We start from the raw sequence: 18590 nt of genomic DNA on the forward strand, positions 1-18590 counted from the left end.
CATGCCCAGCCGCCGCCGATTCCTGCAGGCAGGCGCGCTGGGCGGCGCGGCCTTGCTGCTGGCCGCTTACGGCGCCATGCCGGCGGCCGATCCGGCGCCGGCCGACGGCCGGTGGCGCTGGCTGCAGCCGCGCGACGCCGAGATCGTCGCCGCGTTGGCCCCCGCGATACTGGGGCGGAACGATCTGCCGTTGGCGCAGGTGATCGACGGCGTCGATCTCGCTGTGGCCGGCTTGCCGCCGGCGGTCCGCCAGGAAGTGCGCCAGCTGTTCGACCTGCTCGGCAACCGCTGGGCGCGGCGCTGGCTGGCCGGAATCAGATCGACGTGGCGGCGGGCGGAGCCGGGCGAGCTGGCAGGCTTTCTGCAACGCTGGCGGGACAGCCGCTTCTTGCTGCAGCGCAGCGCCTACCAGGCGCTGCACCAGCTGATAGGCGCCGCCTGGTATGGCAACCCGGCCAGTTGGGCGGCCATCGGCTATCGCCTGCCGGCCGGCGTGATGGAGATGCTGCCTTGAGCGGCAAGATTCCCGATCCGCTGCGCGCCGGCCTGGCCTCCGGCTGGAAGGTGTTCGACGGTTCGCGCCAGATTCAGGATCTGGACTGGAATGCCGACGTGGTCATCGTCGGCAGCGGGGCCGGCGGAGGCATCGCCGCCGAGGTGCTCAGCGCGGCCGGGCTGGATGTATTGATCGTCGAGGAGGGCGGGCTGTACAGCTCGGGCGATTTTCGTCTGAACGAAGCCCGTGCCTATCCCGAGCTGTACCAGGAATCGGCGTCCCGGCAGACCGCCGACAAGGGCATTTCCATTTTGCAGGGACGCACCGTAGGCGGCGGCACCACGGTCAACTGGACCAGCGCTTTCCGCACGCCGCCGGACACGCTGCGCTGGTGGCAGGAAAGCTATGGCCTGGCGACGCTGACGCCAGAGACGATGCGTCCCTGGTTCGAGAAGGCCGAGCAAAGACTGGGGATCGCGCCGTGGCAGGGCGTACCCAATCCCAACAACCTGGTGCTGGAGCGCGGCTGCCAAGCGCTGGGGCTGCGCCACGCGCGGATCAGCCGCAATGTCCGAGGCTGCTGGAACCTGGGCTACTGCGGCATGGGCTGTCCGACCAACGCCAAGCAATCGATGCTGGTGACCTGCATCCCGGCCGCGCTGGAGCGGGGCGCGCGCCTGCTTACCCGGGTGCGGGTGGAGCGGCTCCAAGGCGACCAGGCGGACAAGCGCATCGTCAGCCTGCGCGGCAGCCTGCTTGCCGCCGACGGCCTGACGCCGTCCGGCCGCAAATTGACGGTCAGGGCCGGCCACGTGGTGCTGGCCGCCGGCGCCATCGGATCGCCGGCCATCATGCTGCGCAGCGGCCTGTCCGACAGCGCCGGGCTGACCGGCAAGCGCACCTTCCTGCACCCGGTGGCCCTGTCCGCCGCGTTGATGCCGGAATTGATCGAACCGTATAACGGTGCACCGCAAACCGTCTATTCCGACCACTTCATGCATACCCAGTCGCTGGACGGACCATTGGGCTTCAAACTGGAAGTGCCCCCGATCCATCCCTTGCTCGCCGGCGTGACTTTTCCGGGCTTCGGCGCGGCGCAGGCGGAGCTGCTGGGGCGGCTGCCGCATCTCCATGCAAGCCTGGCCTTGTTGCGGGACGGCTTTCACCCGGATAGCCAGGGAGGGGAAGTCGGTTTGCGCAGCGATGGTTCGCCGCTGCTGGATTATCCGCTCAACGATGTCGTGTGGGACGGCGTTCGCCGAGGCTGGCTGGCGATGGCGGAACTGCAGTTTGCCGCCGGCGCCAAGCGGGTGCTGCCCCTGCATACCGGCGCCGAGCCGACGTCCTCCTGGGCGGAGGCGCGCGCGATGATAGAGGACTTACCGTTGCAGGCGCTGCGCGCCAAGCTGGTGAGCGCCCATGTCATGGGGGGCATGGCGATGGGAGACGACCCCGCGCGCGGGGTCGTCGACGAATGGGGAAGGCATTGGTTGTGGCGCAACCTGACGGTGGTCGACGGCTCGATATTCCCCACCAGCGTCGGCGCCAATCCGCAACTGTCCATCTATGCCTTCGCCTGGCGAGCCGCGTCGGCATTGGCCGCGCGCCTGACCGCAGGCTAGCGGCGCATGCGCCGGCCGACTGCCGGTTCCGATGGCGCCGTTTGGGCCGGAGCAGGGCCGGCGGAGGGGCGCGCTTTGTCCCTTTCGGCGGTAGTGATAAGAGCCGCTAACAAAACCGCGCAGCGTACCTGAGCCAAGGCGCGCCGACGCAGGCAGTACAAGTAGTACGACAAGGAGGCGCAACGCAGGATCAGGGGTTTTGTTAGCGGGTCTAAAACCGCTTGTCAATCGATATCAGCTTTGTCTTCGATTTTAAATTCGCCTGCATTGCGCGAAGAGTCTAACTCTGTCATGGATTTTGATTAAATAAACATCATTGGGAAATCGATCTATGGAAAAACTGACCGTTTGTCTGGGTGAGAGATAGTAATGATCGGGAAGCGATCCTTCCGGATTGGACTCCATTGTGTCGATATTTTTTATATCTATCGTGGAGATTTTTCCAAATAGATTGATTGAAGGATTAAATGCGATGTCGCGCCGCACCCTATCGCCCCGGTTTGATTCGCCATAAAATATAAATCGTCCGACCACTTCATTAAAGTAGAATTTTCCGCTCAAATAGATGGGCTCTGATTGGTAAACCGCATCAAACCGCATGCTCCTGAAATCCCCCGAACACTCCAGTCTAGATACCAGCAGATAGTCGCAGAGGAAGAAAACAGCATAAAAACTCAGAAAATACATTGCAACTTTTATTGCAACTTTTCTTGATTTATGCATTTCCAAGCCTCATAGCTTTTTGAGCAGATAAAAAAAACTGCTCGGCCACTTTCTGAGTATGCATAAACTCGGGAAGCGGCCTTTGCCTTTTCAAGTGATTCAAGGTCTATTTTTGATAGGGCACCTTTGATGTGTATGGTAGTGGTTTTTCCTTCTATTTTTTTAGTGGAGGTATCGTAGGTGCTGACTGAAAGAAAAGAAGCTGCGATACCCAGGGCGCAACTTGAGACAATTAAAGCTATATGTGACAGCAGGTTGGCATGTTTGAGTTTTAATACCAAGCTCTTGCTTGAAGGGCTTGCATCGTAGCGAGTTCCGCCGTCACTCATCACTTTTTTCAAATTCAGCGGTTCAAAATTTCCGACATAATAACAGGCCTTGCGTGGCACTGTCTTGATCAGTGGGGCATCCAATCCGACCTGTTTCAGCTGAGAGCGCAAATCAAAGATGGTCTTGTTATAACTGCCATTCCCCACTACGGTATCCGGCCATACGGTCGAAATAATCTCTTTCTTGTCGGTAATTCCATTCAGCAAGCAATGCAATAATTCGCATTCCGCCCTTCTTAACTCAGCCTTCTCCCCATTTTCAGACTCTAGCAAGCTTTGATTGTAAAAAAATGAAACTGCGCCTTCTCCTAACTTGTAGTCCATGACAGCCGTCTCCAATGATGCTTTTTTTGTAGTTCTTCAATCATACCCATCATCTGTTTATAGTAAAACTTTAATTTTATCTGGAGCTTATTCCATACACACGTCAATCATGAAGAACGAGTCGCATGTAAAATGCAAAATAAATGCACAAACCATTTGGAATGTGCATTTAAGCTAAAAAATAGATATGTACTACTTTAAATGAAAATAATCATCATCCAAACTGCAGAGGTTCAGCCGGGAAGCAATAGTATTCGACATCAAGCGTTGATTCGACATTGACCTCGACCATGTCGCGGAATGTTCCCAGGCCCAGCTTTCCGATATCACGGGCAACCATATGAGTGTGGGGGCTGCCTGATTTTTGCGGCGGCACCTGAGGGTAGACCTTCTCCGGGTACTCCACCGTCACATAGCCTTCGAAAGAGTAAGGCACGATGTACAAATATTTTGTCACCTGCCGTTTTTGCACCGCCATCACTCTCACTGATGAGTTGGCCGGAATCTCGCCCGATATCTCGGCATCCGCCCGGACTTCCATGGAGGTCTCTCCTCCCAGGGATGGGTCAATATGAACCTTGCCCATGGCTGCGGCCTGAGTTTCCAAAGTCGTAGTTGTGGAACCGGAAAATTCGTCGCGATATTCATAATCATCGCATTTGGGGTTGACGGTTTCCTGTCTTGTTGCTGCGGTTTCGGCAATGGCCGGGGCAATGGAGTATGAGCCGGCGTACTCGATGCCGGTAATGACATTCCATGAGATTTTGTTGAAAATGGAAAATTGAATCGAATCGGCAAAATGTTTTCCAACGCCTGAAAGATTCGTGTACACCCGATTGCTGAGCAATATCGGATCGGAGTGCAGAGTCGTATACTCCTCCACAATTGCAGGTGTGCCGGCTTTCAGATATGCCTGCCAGCTTATCGGAATCGGCTCGGTACCCTGCAGCGCGCCGAACTCAACGTCATTGATCGATATCCAGTTTGGTTGGTATCCACTGTCGGCCAAGGCCGGCGAGGCGAGAATGGCATCACTGACTCCGATTGCCAAAATCTCTTTCGCTGTAATCAGCCTCCTGGGCTTGATGTCCAGTGCGATATGAGGTGCATTGTTATTAATCATGACAAAGCCTCCATATGGCTGGGGTATCGGGATGACTCATTGTTGACTGGTATTCTGATCAAGCAAATCGGTCAAAGATCGATATCCCATATTTTTGATGAGAGACGACGATGGCGTGGCCTCCAAAACGTCCCCCGTGCTGGACCATGCATTGCTAAAGGCTTGATTGAAGCTGGCAAGACCTGCTTTCCCCATCAGGAACTGCGTGGCATCCAATACAACATTCATAGAGGTATGCATATTTTCAATTCCCTCGCCGGCAGATAGCCGACGCTTGATTTCATCCAGAGTAGACATTTTCGATTCCTTATCAATTTGAACGAGAGTAGAGTGCTGGTCATGTGCATTCACGGTGTGCATTATCCTATTTTGATATCCTCCTGATTGCATGGTTGTAAAAATCAGCCACAAACAAACAGCCATTACGTCCCATTGCCAGTCCTGTTGGGTAAGCATATCTCGCAGCTGCGGCGGATCCGTCTTCAAGTCCATAGGTGGATCCTGACAATGTTGTGACGTTTCCTCCTGGATCGATTCTCCTGATTTTTTGATTGTAACTATCGGCCACATATACCTCTCCATCAAAACCGACCACGATACCTGTTGTGTAATATCCATAAAAATTGAAGCTTGCGATGCTAGCTTTCCCATCGCGGGCACCTACGGCTCCGCTTCCGGCCAGGGTTGAAACAGTATTATTGTTGATATTCAGCTTTCTTATGCGATTGTTACGGCTGTCTATTACATATATCAACCCGGTTTCAGCATCGATGGCCACGCCTGACGGATAATAAAACTTTGCCTTTCTTAAACTGCCATCCGCAAAGCCGGCACTGGATCCCGAGACGGTGGTGACCGTGCCGTCTTCGGTAATTTTTCTGATCAAGTTATTGCCGCTGTCGGCCACGTAAATTGAACCATCCACGCCCACGGCAATACCCATTGGTATATAAAATCTCGCTTGACTTCCCTTGCCATCCAGATAGCCTGCCGCATCATCTCCTGCGATTGTTGTAATGGACCCATCAGCAGAAGCCTTTTTGATTTTATTGTTAAAGCTATCGGCGATATAAACATCGCCTTTTCTGTTGACTGCGACGCCGCCTGGGAAGTAAAGACTTGCTTCACGGCCGGCAATCGTAGTGACCAGCTTTGTGGTATTGTTGATTTTTCTTATTTTATGATTCCAGAAATCAGCAACGTATACATTGTTGTTGGAGTCAGTGGCTATCGAGATCGGATAGAAGAATTGTGCAATTCTTGAATAGCCATCACGATAGCCTGCAATGCCGGATCCTGCGATGGTCGTGACAGGAGGCATTCCCCAGGCCGAGGCCTGCACGTCGACCGAATGCATCCCCGCGATCATTTTCGAAGCATCAACCATCAAACTGCCTGGTGCCGGCTTTTCGGCAGCGGGAAAATGAATGTCGTTCTGATATGGAAGGAATGTTTCCGCCACGCGCGGCACTATGGGGCGCAATGTCATCCTGTCGCTGTGTTTGCTGTTTTCAGTGATCCAGGAGCGGCCAGGTTGATAGCGGTAAGCTGAGTGCATGATTGACCCCGACTCCAGCTTTATCGGCATGATTGCCAATCTGCTTCGGTCAACTGATCTGCAAGCGCCGTCACCACAAGCGACCATGAACAGCATTAATAGAGCAATCACTGTCCGCGACAGGCTTTCCCTCATGATGGCCTCCCTTTGGCTTTGATTAAGTTGACAACCATGCGTACATCGCAACTCTAGTAAGCTGGCTGGGTGGCCATCAAGGAGGGTAATTGATAAATAATGAGGAATTTTTTTGATAATTTCAGATGCTTGTCAGGTATTGGATCGGGTAATGATTTCAGCAGCCCGCTCCGCAGTTATTACTTGATTGATTCCTGATGGGTGTCGGTTGTTATTGCGCGTATTGCTCAATGACCCGGTCTTGCCGATCCCTTATCCAAATCTGATTTGAACAGGATTGCCGGGGGGCGGCGCCGTTGTTGCGTCGGATTCGAAATCAGCAGAAGTCGAAGTCGATTCGGCAATGGAAACGGGCACCGGAAGTCAGGGGGGGGCGGATGATCGCGATGGTCGGCTGCCGGCCGGGCTTCCCGCGCGGCAACAAGACTTCATCATTTCCCGCGGCACCAATCGCCGTACCGGCTGTCTGTGCCTGTCCGGCGCTGACGACCGTCAGCAAGGCTGCGTTCCGCCGCCGGCGTACGATGGAGCGCGTTTTCAATTGGATTGACGGCAAGTTTTGCGCCGGCGCGCCGCATGCAGTAGCATGGCGGCCCCGTCAAGCGGCCGGCACGAGGCTGCCCGCGGCGGGAGCGGCTGCGCGTCGGACAACAATATGCCGCGGGGAATATTACGATGGTTGCAAGAGAAAGCGGCAGGGTGGCAGGATGATGGTGGCGACGCATATCGCGTTTGGCGCGTTTTGCGCGGTGTCGGCCGCGTTGTGGCTGCACTTGCCGGCGGCCGCGGCGCTTGTGCTGCTTGCCGGCGGGCTGGCCGGCTCCTTGTTGCCGGACATCGATCATCCGAAGAGCTGGCTGGGCCGGCGCATTCCATTCGTTTCCGGACCGGTGGCCTATTTGTTCGGGCATCGCGGCATCACCCACAGTCTGCTGGCCGTGATCGGGGTGTTCTATGCCTGCGCGGCCTGCCTGCACGGCTGGGGCATCAAGCTGGGACACGCGATGCCGCTGGTGCTGGGCATTTGCGTCGGCTACGCCTCGCATCTGGTCGGCGACTGGCTGACGCCCGCCGGCATCCCTTTGCTTTGGCCGGTGAGGACGCGTTTCCGTGCGCCGCTGATGCTGTTGAGCGCCAAAATGGCCGAGCCGCTGATGGTGGTCGGATTGTGGTTCGGAGCCGGCTTCCTGATGTCCAAAACCTTTTAGAGCCTGCTTTCAGCCATGCCGTAGGCTGGCGGCGTGGGGCAGGCCCTGCAGCGCGCCTCGGAGAATGCGCTGGCATCGGAGCAGGGCGGCCGGCCCTTGCTCGAGCAGATCGTACAGGCCGGTGAACAGGCAGACCAGGTAGTCGGCTGTCAGCGCCGCGTCCAGCGTCGACGGCAATTCGCCGATAGCGACGGCCCGGCGCAGCTGGCGGCGAACGTAGAGCATCGTCAGCCTGTCCATCATCTCGCGCCGGCGCAGCACGCTGCGGTTTTCCGCCACCTGTTCGCACTTCAGATACAGTATCTGGCTGACCCGCTGAGGCGAGCCAGGCTCCAGAAACTGCGCCAGATAGTAGCAGCCCACTTCCAACAGCGTCTCGCAGGCCGATTCGCGCGGGGCGGGGAAGCGCAAGGCGTCCAACGCGAAAGCCCGGTCTATCATCGCCTGGCACACCTGCAGCTTGTTATCGTAGTGGCCGTATACCGCGCCGCGCGACACGCCGGCGGCGTCGGCGATTTCCGCCATCGTCGCATTGGCCACGCCATTGGCGAGAAAGACCCGTTCGGCGCCGTCCAGAATCGCATCCCGGGTTTTCTGCGAGTCTTCCTTGGTCTTGCGGGCCATATCGTTTCCATTCCTGATTTGCTGTCGACCGCATTGTGCTGGAAATTAATTAATCATGCATGACTGATTAAATGATAGAATGGCGCATTGTCAATTATCCAAGTGATGTACGATGCCGAGCGCGCATACCAAAGACCTCGACACGCTTCCCGTCGCCACGCTGTTCTGGCGCTACGCCATCCCTTCTATCGCCGGCATGCTGGTAACCGGCTTGTACGCCGTCGTCGACGGCGTCTTCGTCGGCCATTACGTCGGCAGCCACGGCTTGGCGGCGATCAATCTCGCTTACCCGCTGGTGATGTTGCAACTGGGACTGGGCGCGATGATCAGCATGGGCGCCGCCACCCGCATCGCCATCCAGCAAGGCGCCGGCAACGATGCCCAGGCGAGGGGCACGCTGTTGTCCGCGCTCTTGCTGCTGGCCTTGCTGGGCGCGGCGATTCCGGCGCTGGGCCTGCCGAACCTGGAGCGTCTGCTGGGCTGGCTGCATGCGGACGGCCAGCTCGAGGTGGCGGAGCAGGCGCGCGGCTATCTATGGTGGATGCTGGCCGGCGCGGGGTTGACCATCGGACCGATGCTGCTGACTTATCTGATGCGCAATGACGGCCGTCCCGGCTTGTCCACCGCGCTGATGGTGCTGGGCGCCTTGCTCAATATCGTGCTGAACTATCTGTTGGTCGGCGTGCTCGGCATGGGACTGAAGGGCGCGGCCATCGGCACCTTGATCGCCGAGGCGGTGGTGATGGTGCTCGGCCTGGCCTATTTCCTCAGTCGCCATGCCGGCCTGCGGATCCGGCTCGGGGCCTTGCGCGCCGATTGGGGCGGGCTATGGTCGATCGCGTCACTGGGCGTTCCCAGCCTGCTGATGGAGCTGAACCTGGCGCTGCTCCTGTATGCGCACAATCGCCAGTTGTTGAACTGGGGCGACGACCTGAGCGTGGCCGCCTACGCGGTGGCCGGATATAGCGAGTCGCTGTTCACGTTGGTGATCCACGGCCTGGCGGTGGGCATGCAGCCCTTGCTCGGCCACGCAACCGGCGCCGGACAGCCGGAGAGGGCGCGGGCGGCGCTGCTGCACGGACTGAAAGTCAGCCTGGCCATCGGCGTGGCGGCGCTTGCGGCCGTGCAGCTGTTTCCGGCCTTCATCGCCGGCTGGTACAGCGATGGCAGCCCGGAGCTGATAGCCGCGGGCAGCCGAGCCTTGCGCCTGCATCTGATGGCAATGCCGCTGGACGGACTGGTGGTGGTCGGTTGCACGGCGCTGCAGGCGATGGCATTGACGCGACTGGCGCTCGGCGTCACGCTGGGCAAGACCGCGCTGCTGTTGCCGTCGCTGGGCCTGCTGCCGCTGTTGCTGGGGCTCGATGGCGTGTGGCTGGCGATGCCGCTGGTCAATCTGCTGCTGGGCGCGCTGGTGGCCGGCGTGCTGTGGCGCCAGCTTCGCCAGCTGGGCGCCGCGGGCCGACCCGTCGATGCCTGATGGGGAGCGGCGCTTATTCTGCTATGCCATATTGATATCTCTACGGTTGGATTGGGATGGAGACATGGCACGATTCGAACAAGCGCGTCAGCAGGACATGGAGCGCCGCGACCGATTGTTGCGCCAGCGCCTGCAGGAAGCGGGCATCCGGCAATACGTCGCCAGCGGCGCGGAAAGCATCTACTACCTCTCCGGCATCAGTTACGAGCCGCTGGAGCGTCCCTTTTTCCTGTTGCTCGATGTCGACAGCGGCCGCCGCCGCCTGCTGGTTCCCCAATTGGAGCATGCCCACCTGAAACAGGCCTGGGGCGTGGCAGCGGACGATGTCGGCAGCTACCGCGAATATCCGGCCCCGTCCGGCGAGCGTTGGCAGGACAAGTTGTCTCCGTTGCTGCAGCCCGGTTTCGCCTTCGATCCCTCCGCGGCCTTGCCGCTGGCGGAGTTTCTGCAGCAGGCCGGCGGTCATGCCGACGACGCGCTGGACCATGTCCGCATGATCAAGTCCCCATGGGAAATCGCCAAACTGGCGCGCGCAGGTGCCTACGCGGCGGAAGGCGTGAACCGCCTGTTGGGCGGCGCCTATGACGGCGCGTCGGTGGCCGAAGGCTTCGCCGCCGGCCAGCAACTGCTGCGGCGCATCATCCGTGACGAGCCGGATTTCGATCCGCTATGCACCCGCGTGCTGCTGGCGCCGTGGCCGGCGCCTCTCAGCGCTCAGCCGCACGCGATTCCGCAGTTGTCGCAGCGTCTGAACGGCGGTCCGCACGTGGTGATCTCGGTGGTCCGGCTGGATGGCTACACCGCCGAATGCGAGCGCACGTTCTTCACCCGGCCTCCCGGCGCCGAACAGCGCGAACGCTTCGCCGCAATGAGCCGCGCGCGCCAACTGGCGATGTCGATGCTGCGGCCGGGCGTGGCCTGCGCCGAGATAGACGGCGCGGTGAACGATTTTCTCGGCGGACAAAGCTTTGGAGACTGGAGGCTGCGCCTGCACCGTTGCGGCCACGGCCTGGGGCTTGGCAACCACGAGGCGCCGTGGTTGGCCCAGGGCAGCGCCGATGTGTTGCGGGCGGGCATGGTGGTGTCGATAGAGCCCGGCATTTATCTGGATGGAGAGGGGGGGTATCGTCATTCCGACACGCTGGCGATCACCGACGACGGCTGGCGGAATCTGACGGGAGAGGCCGGGGTCGATTTGGAAAGTCTGGTTGTCGACGATATGCGGCCGATGGCCAGGATGAAAGGTTACTTCATCAGAAAGTCCGTTGCCGCTTGATTGTTTTTGTTGAGCTAATTTTTTTAAAAAACCTTCCAGCTGAATATAAATAATATCCGCACCAAATAAAAGGCCAGTCTTGAGACTGGCCTTTTTTGCTGCTGCCATACGGTGTGCAATTTGAAAAACCTGTCGCAACCAATCTGTGGAGATCGCTGCAGCGAAGGCTACCCATTGGGAAAGGCATTGCGTGATGGGTTGATTTTTGTTGAGGTAATTTTTTTAAAAAATCTTCCACTGGTATATAGGCAATGTCCGCATTGTTAAAAGACGGATTTAGACTGGCCTTTTTTACCGTTGAGATCATACAAACGATTGAACTAATCTTTTCTAAACATTTTCCACTGAATTGGGATTGAAAATTCCAATTTGTGAAATATCAATGCAATTTACCGTTTAGATAGGATGGGTTTGATATGTCTAGAATGGGAAAGTCCGAGGTTGTAACTCCGAGCGCATTGTCGGTTCTCGATCGTGGCAAATTGGTTGATCAATTATATGGGGTGCATTGCGACATATTTGATGGTGTCAGCAAGGAGGATTTTGCCAATTACGTGGTTCATTCAAAGGCAAACCAAACGCGCATTCTGATTCATAACAATATAGAGGGGCGGCCTGTCGGATATTGCGCGATCCATTTTTTCGAGCAAAGGCTCGATGGTCGCGATGCGACGGTGATCCGGATGGAGGCGGGGCTGATGCGGGCGTACCGCGGACGCAACCGCAACGCGCCCTTCGTTTGCCGGCAGGTGCTGGGATATCGGCTTAGCCGGCCAGGCAGGCGCATTTATTATCTGGGCGCGCTGGTCCATCCTTCCAGCTATATGCTGCTGGATAAATATGCGCCTCGAGTGTGGCCAAGCGTCGACGCGTCCTCCGAGCTCGATTACGGCGGCGTGATCGGTCAATTGAGCCGATTGTTCGGTTTGCAGCCGGTCGACCCGGCGGAGCCGGGCATCGTGCATGTAGGTTGGCAGACCCGGGACGACGAGCTGGACCGCCTTCGCTGGCGGCAGCATCCGAATCGGGCGGCCCAGTTCTACATCCAGCGCAATCCCGGCTATCACCTGGGCCATGGCTTGCTGACGCTGGTGCCGGTCACGCTGGGCGGGATCGTGCACGCCGGCGGACAGCTGCTGCGCCATCGACTGGGTTTGAGACCGCAGGCCCTGTCCCGCGGTTGATCTGCCGCCACGAGGGCGCGGCGCGTCCTGACTTTGACGGGTGGCGTAGGCCCTGGACTCATCATGGCCTACGCCATCCGCCTTGTATCCGGCCTTCTGTTTGGGCTGCGCTGCTCGCAAACAAACAGGCTCCCGGGACCCGCGCGCGCTTGCCGTGCCGCTCGCGTCGTCCTTTCCCGTACGCCTTGCCCACGATACTGTACGAGCCACTCTCCGAGGCCGCCAATGGCAAGACCCCGCGGTGTCGCGGGGTCTTGATCCGGTCGCTGCGCCGTGTTTCAGGCGGTTTTGGCGTTGGGCGGAATTTCGATCAGGCCTTTGCGTCCTTCACGGGGCTGATAATCGACATGCGCCACTTGCATCAAGGCCATGTCTTTCAAGCGCCGGCGCAGCGGGTGAGCTTCTGCCGTATCCTCCGCGCCCCCGAGGGCTTCGTTTGAGGATGTTTGCAGCTTCTCCTTGATCTGTTGCTTTTCAAACCAGGTCAGGGGACGCTGCAGGATGGCCTCCAACGGCTCATCCAGTTCAAAATTGCTGTCAAGCATGGCACTCACCTCTTGAAAAAGGGGTCTCCGCCTTCAGCTGGTGGCGTGGGGCGGGCTGAACTTTGCCTTTACATCATATGTAGGTTCTACAGGTTTGTTTATAAGTAGGAACCGCTAGCTCTCCTGAAAATGGCCGTTGGAACAGTAGCTTACAAATTTTCTCGACTCGTCCCTGTCTGAGGGAGCCGGCAGGGACGTGCGCATCGGGGAGCGAGGGCGGGCTGGTTTGTGCTATCATTCCCGGTTCGGTGTCGGGTGCCCGGGGCAAGCGCCGTCGCTCCCGACTCATTAAGAGGTAACCGCATGACGACCATCGTGGCCGTGCGCAAGGGCAAGCAGATTGCCATCGCAGCCGATAGCCAGACCACCTTCGGCGACGATCAGAAATTACTGGCGCCGTACGACTGCTTCCACAACAAGATCTTCCGCCACGGCGACAGCTATCTGGCGGTGTCGGGCTCCGCCGCGCACGACCTGGTGCTGCAGGGCGCGCTGAAAGAGTTGAAAAAGAAGGATCTGGGCAGCCGGCAGGGTATTTTCGAAACATTCCGCAAACTTCACCCGAAGTTGAAGGACGCGTTCTACCTGCGTCCGGAAGAGGATGAGGAAGACCCGTACGAATCCAGCCAGATGATGGTGGTGATCGCCAATCCGCAGGGCATCTTCGGCGTCTATCCCATGCGCGAGATTTACGAATTCTCCCGCATCTGGGCGATAGGCTCCGGGCGCAAGTTCGCGATGGGCGCGATGTACGCGGTTTACGACCAGGACCTCTCCGCCAAGGAGATCGCTGAAATCGGTGTGCGCGCCGGCTGCGAATTCGATGTCAGTTCCTCGCTGCCGCTGTCCATCTACACCGTCGAAGTGGCCGCCGAGGCGGCCAAGGAAACATCAGAATGAACCAACACGACACACTGCAACGATTTTTGTTTGACGGCGCGCCTGTCCGCGGCGCGCTGGTGCGGCTGGACGGCGCCTGGCAGCAGGTGCTGGCCCGACGCGCCTATCCCGAGGTCCTGAAAACCATATTGGGCGAGATGATGGCGGCCTCGGTGCTGATGGCGGCCAATCTGAAATTCGACGGCGCGCTGATCCTGCAGATCCACGGCAGCGGCGCGCTGAAGCTGGCCGTGGTCGAATGCAATCATGACCGCACGGTACGGGCCACCGCAAAATGGGACGGCGAGCTGGCCGACAAGCCGCTGGCCGAACTGCTGGGCGAAGGCGGCAAGTTCGTGCTGACGCTGGAGCCTCGGCTGGACAAGAACCAGACCTGGCAGGGCATCGTGGCGCTGGAAGGCGCTTCGGTCGGTGAGATGCTGGAAAACTACATGCTGCGTTCCGAGCAGCTCGACACCACCCTGGTATTGGCCAGCGGCGACGATGCCGCCGCCGGCATGCTGCTGCAGCGGCTGCCGGAAGGCCATGGGGAGCCGGAAGGCTGGAACCGCATCCAGATGCTGGGCCGGACCTTGAAGGCCGAGGAGCTGCTGGGCCTGGGGGCAGAAGACATCCTGCATCGCCTGTTCCATGAGGAGCAGGTTCGGGTGTTCGAGCGGGAAGCGGTCAGTTTCAACTGCAATTGCTCGCGGGAACGCGTCGGCGACATGCTGACCATGCTGGGCGGCCAGGAGGTCGGCGATGTGCTGTTGGAGCAGGGCAGCATCGAGATCGTTTGCGACTACTGCAATCAGCACTACGTGTTCGACGAGGAAGACGCCAACCAGCTGTTCGACTACGACGTGGTGACCGCCGCACGCGAAGCCCGCCATTGATCGAAGGCATGTTTTGACGAAAAGGCCGCGAAAGCGGCCTTTTTTGCGCCTATCTAGGCGTATTTTTGCGTGAAAATTACCTTGTCGGTTTTATTGTTTAAAATCAGCCTTTGGTCTTAAACACAATACTCAATTCTATCGTCATCCATTATGCTTCGCCTCGCCAGGAAAAATAGCCTGGCGTCATTTCAACGAGCTTATGGATGACAGAATGAATAAAACAATACGTCCCCGCCGCGGCCTGGCATGGGGATTGTCCGTGATGGCGGCCGCCGCGCTGTCCGCCTGCGTGGCGACCGATGGCGGCAAGCCGGCCGCTTCCAGCCAACCGGCGCCGCAGGCCAATCAGCCCTCGGCCCGCTACTCGTCGCACTCGCCGGCCCTGGGCGAGAAGCCCGACTACCCGCACGGCCTGCCGCCGGCCGCGCCGGAAGGCGATGGACCGGCTCCGGCGGCCAAGCCTCAAGGCCCGCAGGGACAGGCCGCCCATCGCTTGGCGGCCCGCGCGCAATCGACGGCCCCGAGCTACGCCGACTGCGATCCCGGCAAATTCGGCCAGCTGTCCGGGCAGGAGCTGGTGCGCTATGTGGCCAGCGTCGACGGCAGCTGCGTCAATCGCCTGTTCCAGGCCGACGCCCTGAGCTACCGCGCGGTCTCTCCGGCCAATATGAAGCTGGTGGCCGCCGAGGCCCGCCGGCGCGCGGCAGTTTGGGACGGCCAGAACGCCAACGGCCTGTGGCCGCTGGCGGTCTTTCTGAAGGCAGGCTACTTCCTGCAATACAGTCATGCCCAGGAAGTCGGTGATTACGGCCCCGCCGTCGACCAGCCGGTGATGCAGGTGGTGGAGGCGATGGCGGCCAATCCGGCGCTGTGGGAGGTCAAGGCCATCGACGGCCGCGGCGACCACGACGCCTGGTACCGCGAGCGCGACGCGCGCCAGAGCGTGGCCGAAACGCTGATTCTGGCCGACTCGGTGCGCAAGGCCGACTACGCGCTGCCGCTGCTGACCCGCTTCTTCGGCCGCTACAACGCGGCGGCGAAAGACAACTGGGCCCGCTTCGCGCTGCATCCGATGCAGACGCTGCTGTTCAATATGCATTACCAGCAGGGCTTCGCCCAGAAGGTGGAGCAGGGCCAGCTGGACGGCCTGGTGGCCAGCCTGGCCGCGCTGACCCGTGCCGGCCAAGCCGCCTTCGCCGATGAACAGATGTTCCTCAACACCCTGCGCGAGACCGGCCGCTTCATGCAATACCCGCGGACCGCGCCGCAGGCCGAGGCCGCCATCGCCCAGCATTTGAACGGCGAGAAGTTCGGCGCTGCCTGGGCCGAGGCCGTCTATGCCTTGAAGACGCTGGGCAAGGTGCCGTGCGAACGCTACGGCATCTGCCAGGCGGAGCAGGAACTTCGCGCCCGGCTCTTCCCCAATCGCTGGAGCTTCGACAACGGCAAACTGGTATTCGAAACGCCGTTGAGCCTGGCCGAGGTGGAGCCGCTGTACTACGCGATGAAGCAGGTGCAGACCCAGCTGTTCCGCGTCGCCGGCACCAATCAGCCGGTGGCGGACGATCCCAACGCCAAGCTGCGCATGGTGATCTACGGCAGCAAGACCGCCTACCAGCGCTTCCAGGGCCTGCTCAACGAGCTGTCCACCGACAACGGCGGCATCTACATCGAAAAAGACGGCACTTTCTACACCTTCCAGCGCGAAGTGCCGAAGGAAAGCTATCTGACGCTCGAGGAACTGGTACGGCACGAATACGTGCACTACCTGTCCGGCCGCTTCATCCAGCCAGGCATGTGGGGCACGTCCGAGTTCTACCGCGACGACCGCCGCATGCCGTGGTATGACGAGGGCTTCGCCGAGTTCATGGCCTGGAGCACCTCGCGCGACGGCATCAAGGTGCGCGGCCACGTGGTCGACGTGGTGGCGGGCGGCTGGCCGGCAAGCTTCCTGGAGCCGTCCCGCATCATGCGCTCCAGTTACAGCGACGGCTGGGACTTCTACAGTCATTCCGCGCTGTGGTTCTATTATCTGAACCAGCAGCAGCCCGGCAAGATCGCCGACATCCTGGCCTCGCTGCGCGCCGACGACGTCAAGCGCTTCGACGGCCTGGTCCGCGACATGGGCGGCGACGCCGCGCTGGTCGCCGGCTTCCGCAGCTATGTCGACCAGCAGGTGAAGCTGGCGCAAGCCGGGCAACTGGGCAACACCTCCACCGTCGAGGGCACGGACTGGATGGCGCAGGACAAATGGCAGACCGTGGACGCCGCCGCGGTGGAGGCCGCGCTGCGCCGTTCGCTGCCGGTGGGCTGCCAGGTGTGGGCCGACGGCAAGGACAGCGCGCTGCGTCGTTTCGAATGCCAGGGCACGCTGCCGCTGGCCGCAACCGACAACACCCAGGCGCGCCAGGAACTGGACAAACTGCTGGACGGCGCGCTGCAGAATCTGGCGAAGACCGGCGGCCTCAACAACCTGATGGCGACCAACTGCTCGGCCACCGACTACGACTTCAAGCGCAAGACCGCCGCGCTGCGCTGCGAGGGGCCGCTGGGTCCGGCCGGCGGCGCCAAACCTCTGCCGCCGAAGGATGGCGAGCTGGGCCTGGCGAGGCTGAGCTACGGCGGCGCGGCGCGCTGCCTGCGCGGCCAGCTGCAGGGCGTCGGCGGCGTGGAGCGCTATCAACTGGTGCAGGCGCCGCAATTGGGCCGGGCGGCGCTGTCCGACTGGGGAACGTTCACTTATCGCCGCGATCTCGATCAGCCGGGCGTGGCCGACAAGATGACGGTCCGTCTCAGCAAGGGCGCGCAGTTCCGCGACGTGGTGGTGGAATTGAACGCCACGCCGCGCGACATGCCGGAAGAGCAGTGCTGGGCGCAGGCGGGCTAAGGCCGCTCTGAGCCGATGGAAAACCGAAGCCGGGCGATGCCCGGCTTTTTCGCGCCCGAATGGATCCGGGGCCGAGGACGGGCGGGTTTGGCCGCCGTCTACAAGGCTTGCACCGAGATGGAGCCCGGCTTCTCCAGCCATTCGCGAAAGGCGTCGCCCAGCCGCTCGCTTTCCGCCGTCGCCGCTCGCCAGTGCCGGCGGCGCAATTCGTCTCGGCCCAGGTGGCGGCGAAAGTCCCTGCGGTCCGGCAGGCCGTGGCCGGGAAGGGCGGCCAGGTATTCGCGCGACGGCGCCAGCAGTACGGTATTGGCGTGATTGGCGGCGCTGGGCCGGCGCCAGGGCAGCGTCTTGTCGAACCAGCCCGGCACGATGCGGTCGGTGAAGTGCGGGTACAGCGCGATGTCGTCGCCGTGGGCGAACGGAAAGTCGATGTGGTAGTCGGTCAGCCCGCCATCGCGGTAGACGGCCGACGGTGCCTCAGGCAGCTGCACGCCGAGCAGGACGCCGGGAATCGCCACCGTGCCCATCAGGGCGGTTTCCAGATTGTCGGCATCGAGCGCCTGCAGCCGCGTCGGAATGGCGTCCCTGGGCGCGAAGCGCAGGCTGCTGCGCGCGTCGTGGCAGATCACCCGGCTGAAGCTATGGCGGATCAGCGGCCGCGACACCGCGTTCAATGCGGCGGCCAGCGCCAGTCCGGACAGCAGCGCTGCCTTGTTCTCGCGGTTGGCGAGCCCGCGCGACTGCACCAGCAGCAGATTGAGCCGATAATGCGGGTGGGCGAGTATCGCCGCCAGGCCGCCGTCGCCGAGGATGTCGCGCAGCATCTGCCGGGTCTGGGCGGTGATCTGGCCGGCGGTGACGCCGGGATGATAGCTTTCCGCCGTGTAACGCTCAGCCAGCCGCGCCAGCGCCTGCGCCGGATCGTCCTGCATCGCGCAGGCGAAGCGCCAGCCTCCTATCGAGGCGCCGACCAGTTCGCGCTCGCGAGGCGCATCGGCCAGCCAGCCGAATACCGCCTGATCGAGGCCGGTGATGCCGACCGCCTTCGGACCGCCGGCGGCGCCGGGCAGGAAGGCCACCTGCTCGGGGCGCAGGCCGTCCTGCAGCAGCTTGCGGGCGCGGGCGCCGGCCTTGACGGTCAGCGCGGCTTGGCGAATATGAATGGCGGTCATGACGATATATGAGTGGTGGTCATTACGATATAAGAGCGGCGAAATGGCGAAGCGTGGTCGGGTTTGCTATGCTGTTCCGTTTCGAATCACGCGCGCGTCGTGCCGCGTCGCGCGCCGCAGCCCAGGAGT

Annotated in this window: 17 protein-coding genes; 9 read left to right on the forward strand and 8 right to left on the reverse strand. The window is 60.5% G+C overall.

The window, feature by feature from the left end; translation table 11 throughout:
• Nucleotide 1: 1 nt before the first annotated feature.
• The gene (locus WNM05_RS12365) at nt 2–514 is read left to right on the forward strand and encodes a twin-arginine translocation signal domain-containing protein (RefSeq protein WP_434627011.1); all 513 of its coding nucleotides are present in this window, start codon (nt 2–4) and stop codon (nt 512–514) included.
• Complete coding sequence (locus tag WNM05_RS12370) at nt 511–2118, forward strand: GMC family oxidoreductase N-terminal domain-containing protein (protein WP_434627013.1); 1608 nt, start codon at nt 511–513, stop codon at nt 2116–2118. Before WNM05_RS12365 ends, WNM05_RS12370 begins: the two co-directional genes overlap by 4 nt.
• Before the next feature lie 695 nt (nt 2119–2813).
• Here the strand turns inward: WNM05_RS12370 and WNM05_RS12375 are convergent.
• The 4 genes from WNM05_RS12375 to WNM05_RS12390 form a co-directional block, all read right to left on the reverse strand.
• Entirely contained in the window at nt 2814–3494 is a 681-nt protein-coding gene (locus tag WNM05_RS12375) for a winged helix-turn-helix domain-containing protein (RefSeq protein WP_434627015.1), read from the reverse strand.
• Nucleotides 3495–3708: 214 nt separating this feature from the next.
• Nucleotides 3709–4617, reverse strand: a complete 909-nt coding sequence (locus WNM05_RS12380) for a hypothetical protein (RefSeq protein WP_434627017.1) — start codon at nt 4615–4617, stop codon at nt 3709–3711.
• 36 nt (nt 4618–4653) lie between these two features.
• Complete coding sequence (locus tag WNM05_RS12385) at nt 4654–4914, reverse strand: hypothetical protein (protein WP_434627019.1); 261 nt, start codon at nt 4912–4914, stop codon at nt 4654–4656.
• Between the two features lie 67 nt (nt 4915–4981).
• Complete coding sequence (locus WNM05_RS12390) at nt 4982–6310, reverse strand: hypothetical protein (RefSeq protein WP_434627021.1); 1329 nt, start codon at nt 6308–6310, stop codon at nt 4982–4984.
• A 377-nt stretch (nt 6311–6687) separates the two neighbouring features.
• Here WNM05_RS12390 and WNM05_RS12395 point away from each other — a divergent pair, with 377 nt between their 5' ends.
• Entirely contained in the window at nt 6688–7518 is an 831-nt protein-coding gene (locus WNM05_RS12395) for a metal-dependent hydrolase (protein ID WP_434627023.1), read from the forward strand.
• Nucleotides 7519–7527: 9 nt separating this feature from the next.
• On the opposite strand, the gene WNM05_RS12400 is transcribed toward WNM05_RS12395, so the two are convergent.
• Nucleotides 7528–8142, reverse strand: a complete 615-nt coding sequence (locus WNM05_RS12400) for a TetR family transcriptional regulator (protein WP_434627024.1) — start codon at nt 8140–8142, stop codon at nt 7528–7530.
• 112 nt (nt 8143–8254) lie between these two features.
• On the opposite strand from WNM05_RS12400, the gene WNM05_RS12405 reads away from it, so the two are divergent.
• Nucleotides 8255–9622: an MATE family efflux transporter gene (locus WNM05_RS12405; RefSeq protein WP_434627026.1), complete on the forward strand. Its 1368-nt coding sequence runs from the start codon at nt 8255–8257 to the stop codon at nt 9620–9622.
• Nucleotides 9623–9686: 64 nt separating this feature from the next.
• Nucleotides 9687–10898 carry a M24 family metallopeptidase gene (locus tag WNM05_RS12410; RefSeq protein ID WP_434627027.1) on the forward strand — a complete coding sequence of 404 codons (1212 nt, stop codon included), beginning with the start codon at nt 9687–9689 and terminating at the stop codon, nt 10896–10898.
• Here WNM05_RS12410 and WNM05_RS12415 read toward each other — a convergent pair.
• A complete protein-coding gene (locus tag WNM05_RS12415) occupies nt 10876–11205 on the reverse strand; it encodes a hypothetical protein (protein ID WP_434627029.1) in 330 nt (109 codons plus the stop codon). The two genes, WNM05_RS12410 and WNM05_RS12415, sit on opposite strands and share 23 nt — an antisense overlap.
• A 118-nt stretch (nt 11206–11323) precedes the next feature.
• Here WNM05_RS12415 and WNM05_RS12420 point away from each other — a divergent pair, with 118 nt between their 5' ends.
• Nucleotides 11324–12082 (forward strand): hypothetical protein, encoded by a 759-nt coding sequence (locus WNM05_RS12420; protein ID WP_434627030.1) that lies wholly within the window; start codon nt 11324–11326, stop codon nt 12080–12082.
• A gap of 278 nt (nt 12083–12360) precedes the next feature.
• Here WNM05_RS12420 and WNM05_RS12425 read toward each other — a convergent pair whose 3' ends face one another.
• Nucleotides 12361–12627, reverse strand: a complete 267-nt coding sequence (locus tag WNM05_RS12425; protein ID WP_434627032.1) for a hypothetical protein — start codon at nt 12625–12627, stop codon at nt 12361–12363.
• Nucleotides 12628–12930: 303 nt separating this feature from the next.
• Between WNM05_RS12425 and WNM05_RS12430 the strand changes: the two genes are divergently transcribed.
• The 3 genes from WNM05_RS12430 to WNM05_RS12440 all read left to right on the forward strand — a co-directional run bounded on the left by WNM05_RS12430 (nt 12931) and on the right by WNM05_RS12440 (nt 17289).
• The gene (locus tag WNM05_RS12430; protein ID WP_434627033.1) at nt 12931–13527 is read left to right on the forward strand and encodes an MFS transporter; all 597 of its coding nucleotides are present in this window, start codon (nt 12931–12933) and stop codon (nt 13525–13527) included.
• Nucleotides 13524–14402, forward strand: a complete 879-nt coding sequence (gene hslO / locus WNM05_RS12435; RefSeq protein WP_434627035.1) for an Hsp33 family molecular chaperone HslO — start codon at nt 13524–13526, stop codon at nt 14400–14402. Before WNM05_RS12430 ends, hslO begins: the two co-directional genes overlap by 4 nt.
• Nucleotides 14403–14613: 211 nt before the next feature.
• Nucleotides 14614–17289, forward strand: a complete 2676-nt coding sequence (locus WNM05_RS12440; RefSeq protein ID WP_434627037.1) for a M9 family metallopeptidase N-terminal domain-containing protein — start codon at nt 14614–14616, stop codon at nt 17287–17289.
• Between the two features lie 98 nt (nt 17290–17387).
• Here the strand turns inward: WNM05_RS12440 and WNM05_RS12445 are convergent, their stop codons facing one another.
• Nucleotides 17388–18461, reverse strand: a complete 1074-nt coding sequence (locus tag WNM05_RS12445) for a hypothetical protein (protein ID WP_434627039.1) — start codon at nt 18459–18461, stop codon at nt 17388–17390.
• Nucleotides 18462–18590: the final 129 nt, after the last annotated feature.

This window comes from Chromobacterium sp. CV08, from assembly GCF_051129845.1.
Lineage (GTDB): Bacteria > Pseudomonadota > Gammaproteobacteria > Burkholderiales > Chromobacteriaceae > Chromobacterium.

Bases quoted from the DNA above. Each gene is read 5' to 3' on its own strand.
- WNM05_RS12440 (WP_434627037.1), top strand. From the start codon at position 14,614: ATGAATAAAACAATACGTCCCCGCCGCGGCCTGGCATGGGGATTGTCC.
- WNM05_RS12425 (WP_434627032.1), bottom strand. From the start codon at position 12,627: ATGCTTGACAGCAATTTTGAACTGGATGAGCCGTTGGAGGCCATCCTG.
- WNM05_RS12375 (WP_434627015.1), bottom strand. From the start codon at position 3,494: ATGGACTACAAGTTAGGAGAAGGCGCAGTTTCATTTTTTTACAATCAA.
- hslO (WP_434627035.1), top strand. From the start codon at position 13,524: ATGAACCAACACGACACACTGCAACGATTTTTGTTTGACGGCGCGCCT.
- WNM05_RS12410 (WP_434627027.1), top strand. From the start codon at position 9,687: ATGGCACGATTCGAACAAGCGCGTCAGCAGGACATGGAGCGCCGCGAC.
- WNM05_RS12395 (WP_434627023.1), top strand. From the start codon at position 6,688: ATGATCGCGATGGTCGGCTGCCGGCCGGGCTTCCCGCGCGGCAACAAG.
- WNM05_RS12405 (WP_434627026.1), top strand. From the start codon at position 8,255: ATGCCGAGCGCGCATACCAAAGACCTCGACACGCTTCCCGTCGCCACG.
- WNM05_RS12385 (WP_434627019.1), bottom strand. From the start codon at position 4,914: ATGTCTACTCTGGATGAAATCAAGCGTCGGCTATCTGCCGGCGAGGGA.
- WNM05_RS12365 (WP_434627011.1), top strand. From the start codon at position 2: ATGCCCAGCCGCCGCCGATTCCTGCAGGCAGGCGCGCTGGGCGGCGCG.
- WNM05_RS12445 (WP_434627039.1), bottom strand. From the start codon at position 18,461: ATGACCGCCATTCATATTCGCCAAGCCGCGCTGACCGTCAAGGCCGGC.
- WNM05_RS12420 (WP_434627030.1), top strand. From the start codon at position 11,324: ATGGGAAAGTCCGAGGTTGTAACTCCGAGCGCATTGTCGGTTCTCGAT.
- WNM05_RS12400 (WP_434627024.1), bottom strand. From the start codon at position 8,142: ATGGCCCGCAAGACCAAGGAAGACTCGCAGAAAACCCGGGATGCGATT.
- WNM05_RS12380 (WP_434627017.1), bottom strand. From the start codon at position 4,617: ATGATTAATAACAATGCACCTCATATCGCACTGGACATCAAGCCCAGG.
- WNM05_RS12390 (WP_434627021.1), bottom strand. From the start codon at position 6,310: ATGAGGGAAAGCCTGTCGCGGACAGTGATTGCTCTATTAATGCTGTTC.
- WNM05_RS12415 (WP_434627029.1), bottom strand. From the start codon at position 11,205: ATGATCTCAACGGTAAAAAAGGCCAGTCTAAATCCGTCTTTTAACAAT.
- WNM05_RS12430 (WP_434627033.1), top strand. From the start codon at position 12,931: ATGACGACCATCGTGGCCGTGCGCAAGGGCAAGCAGATTGCCATCGCA.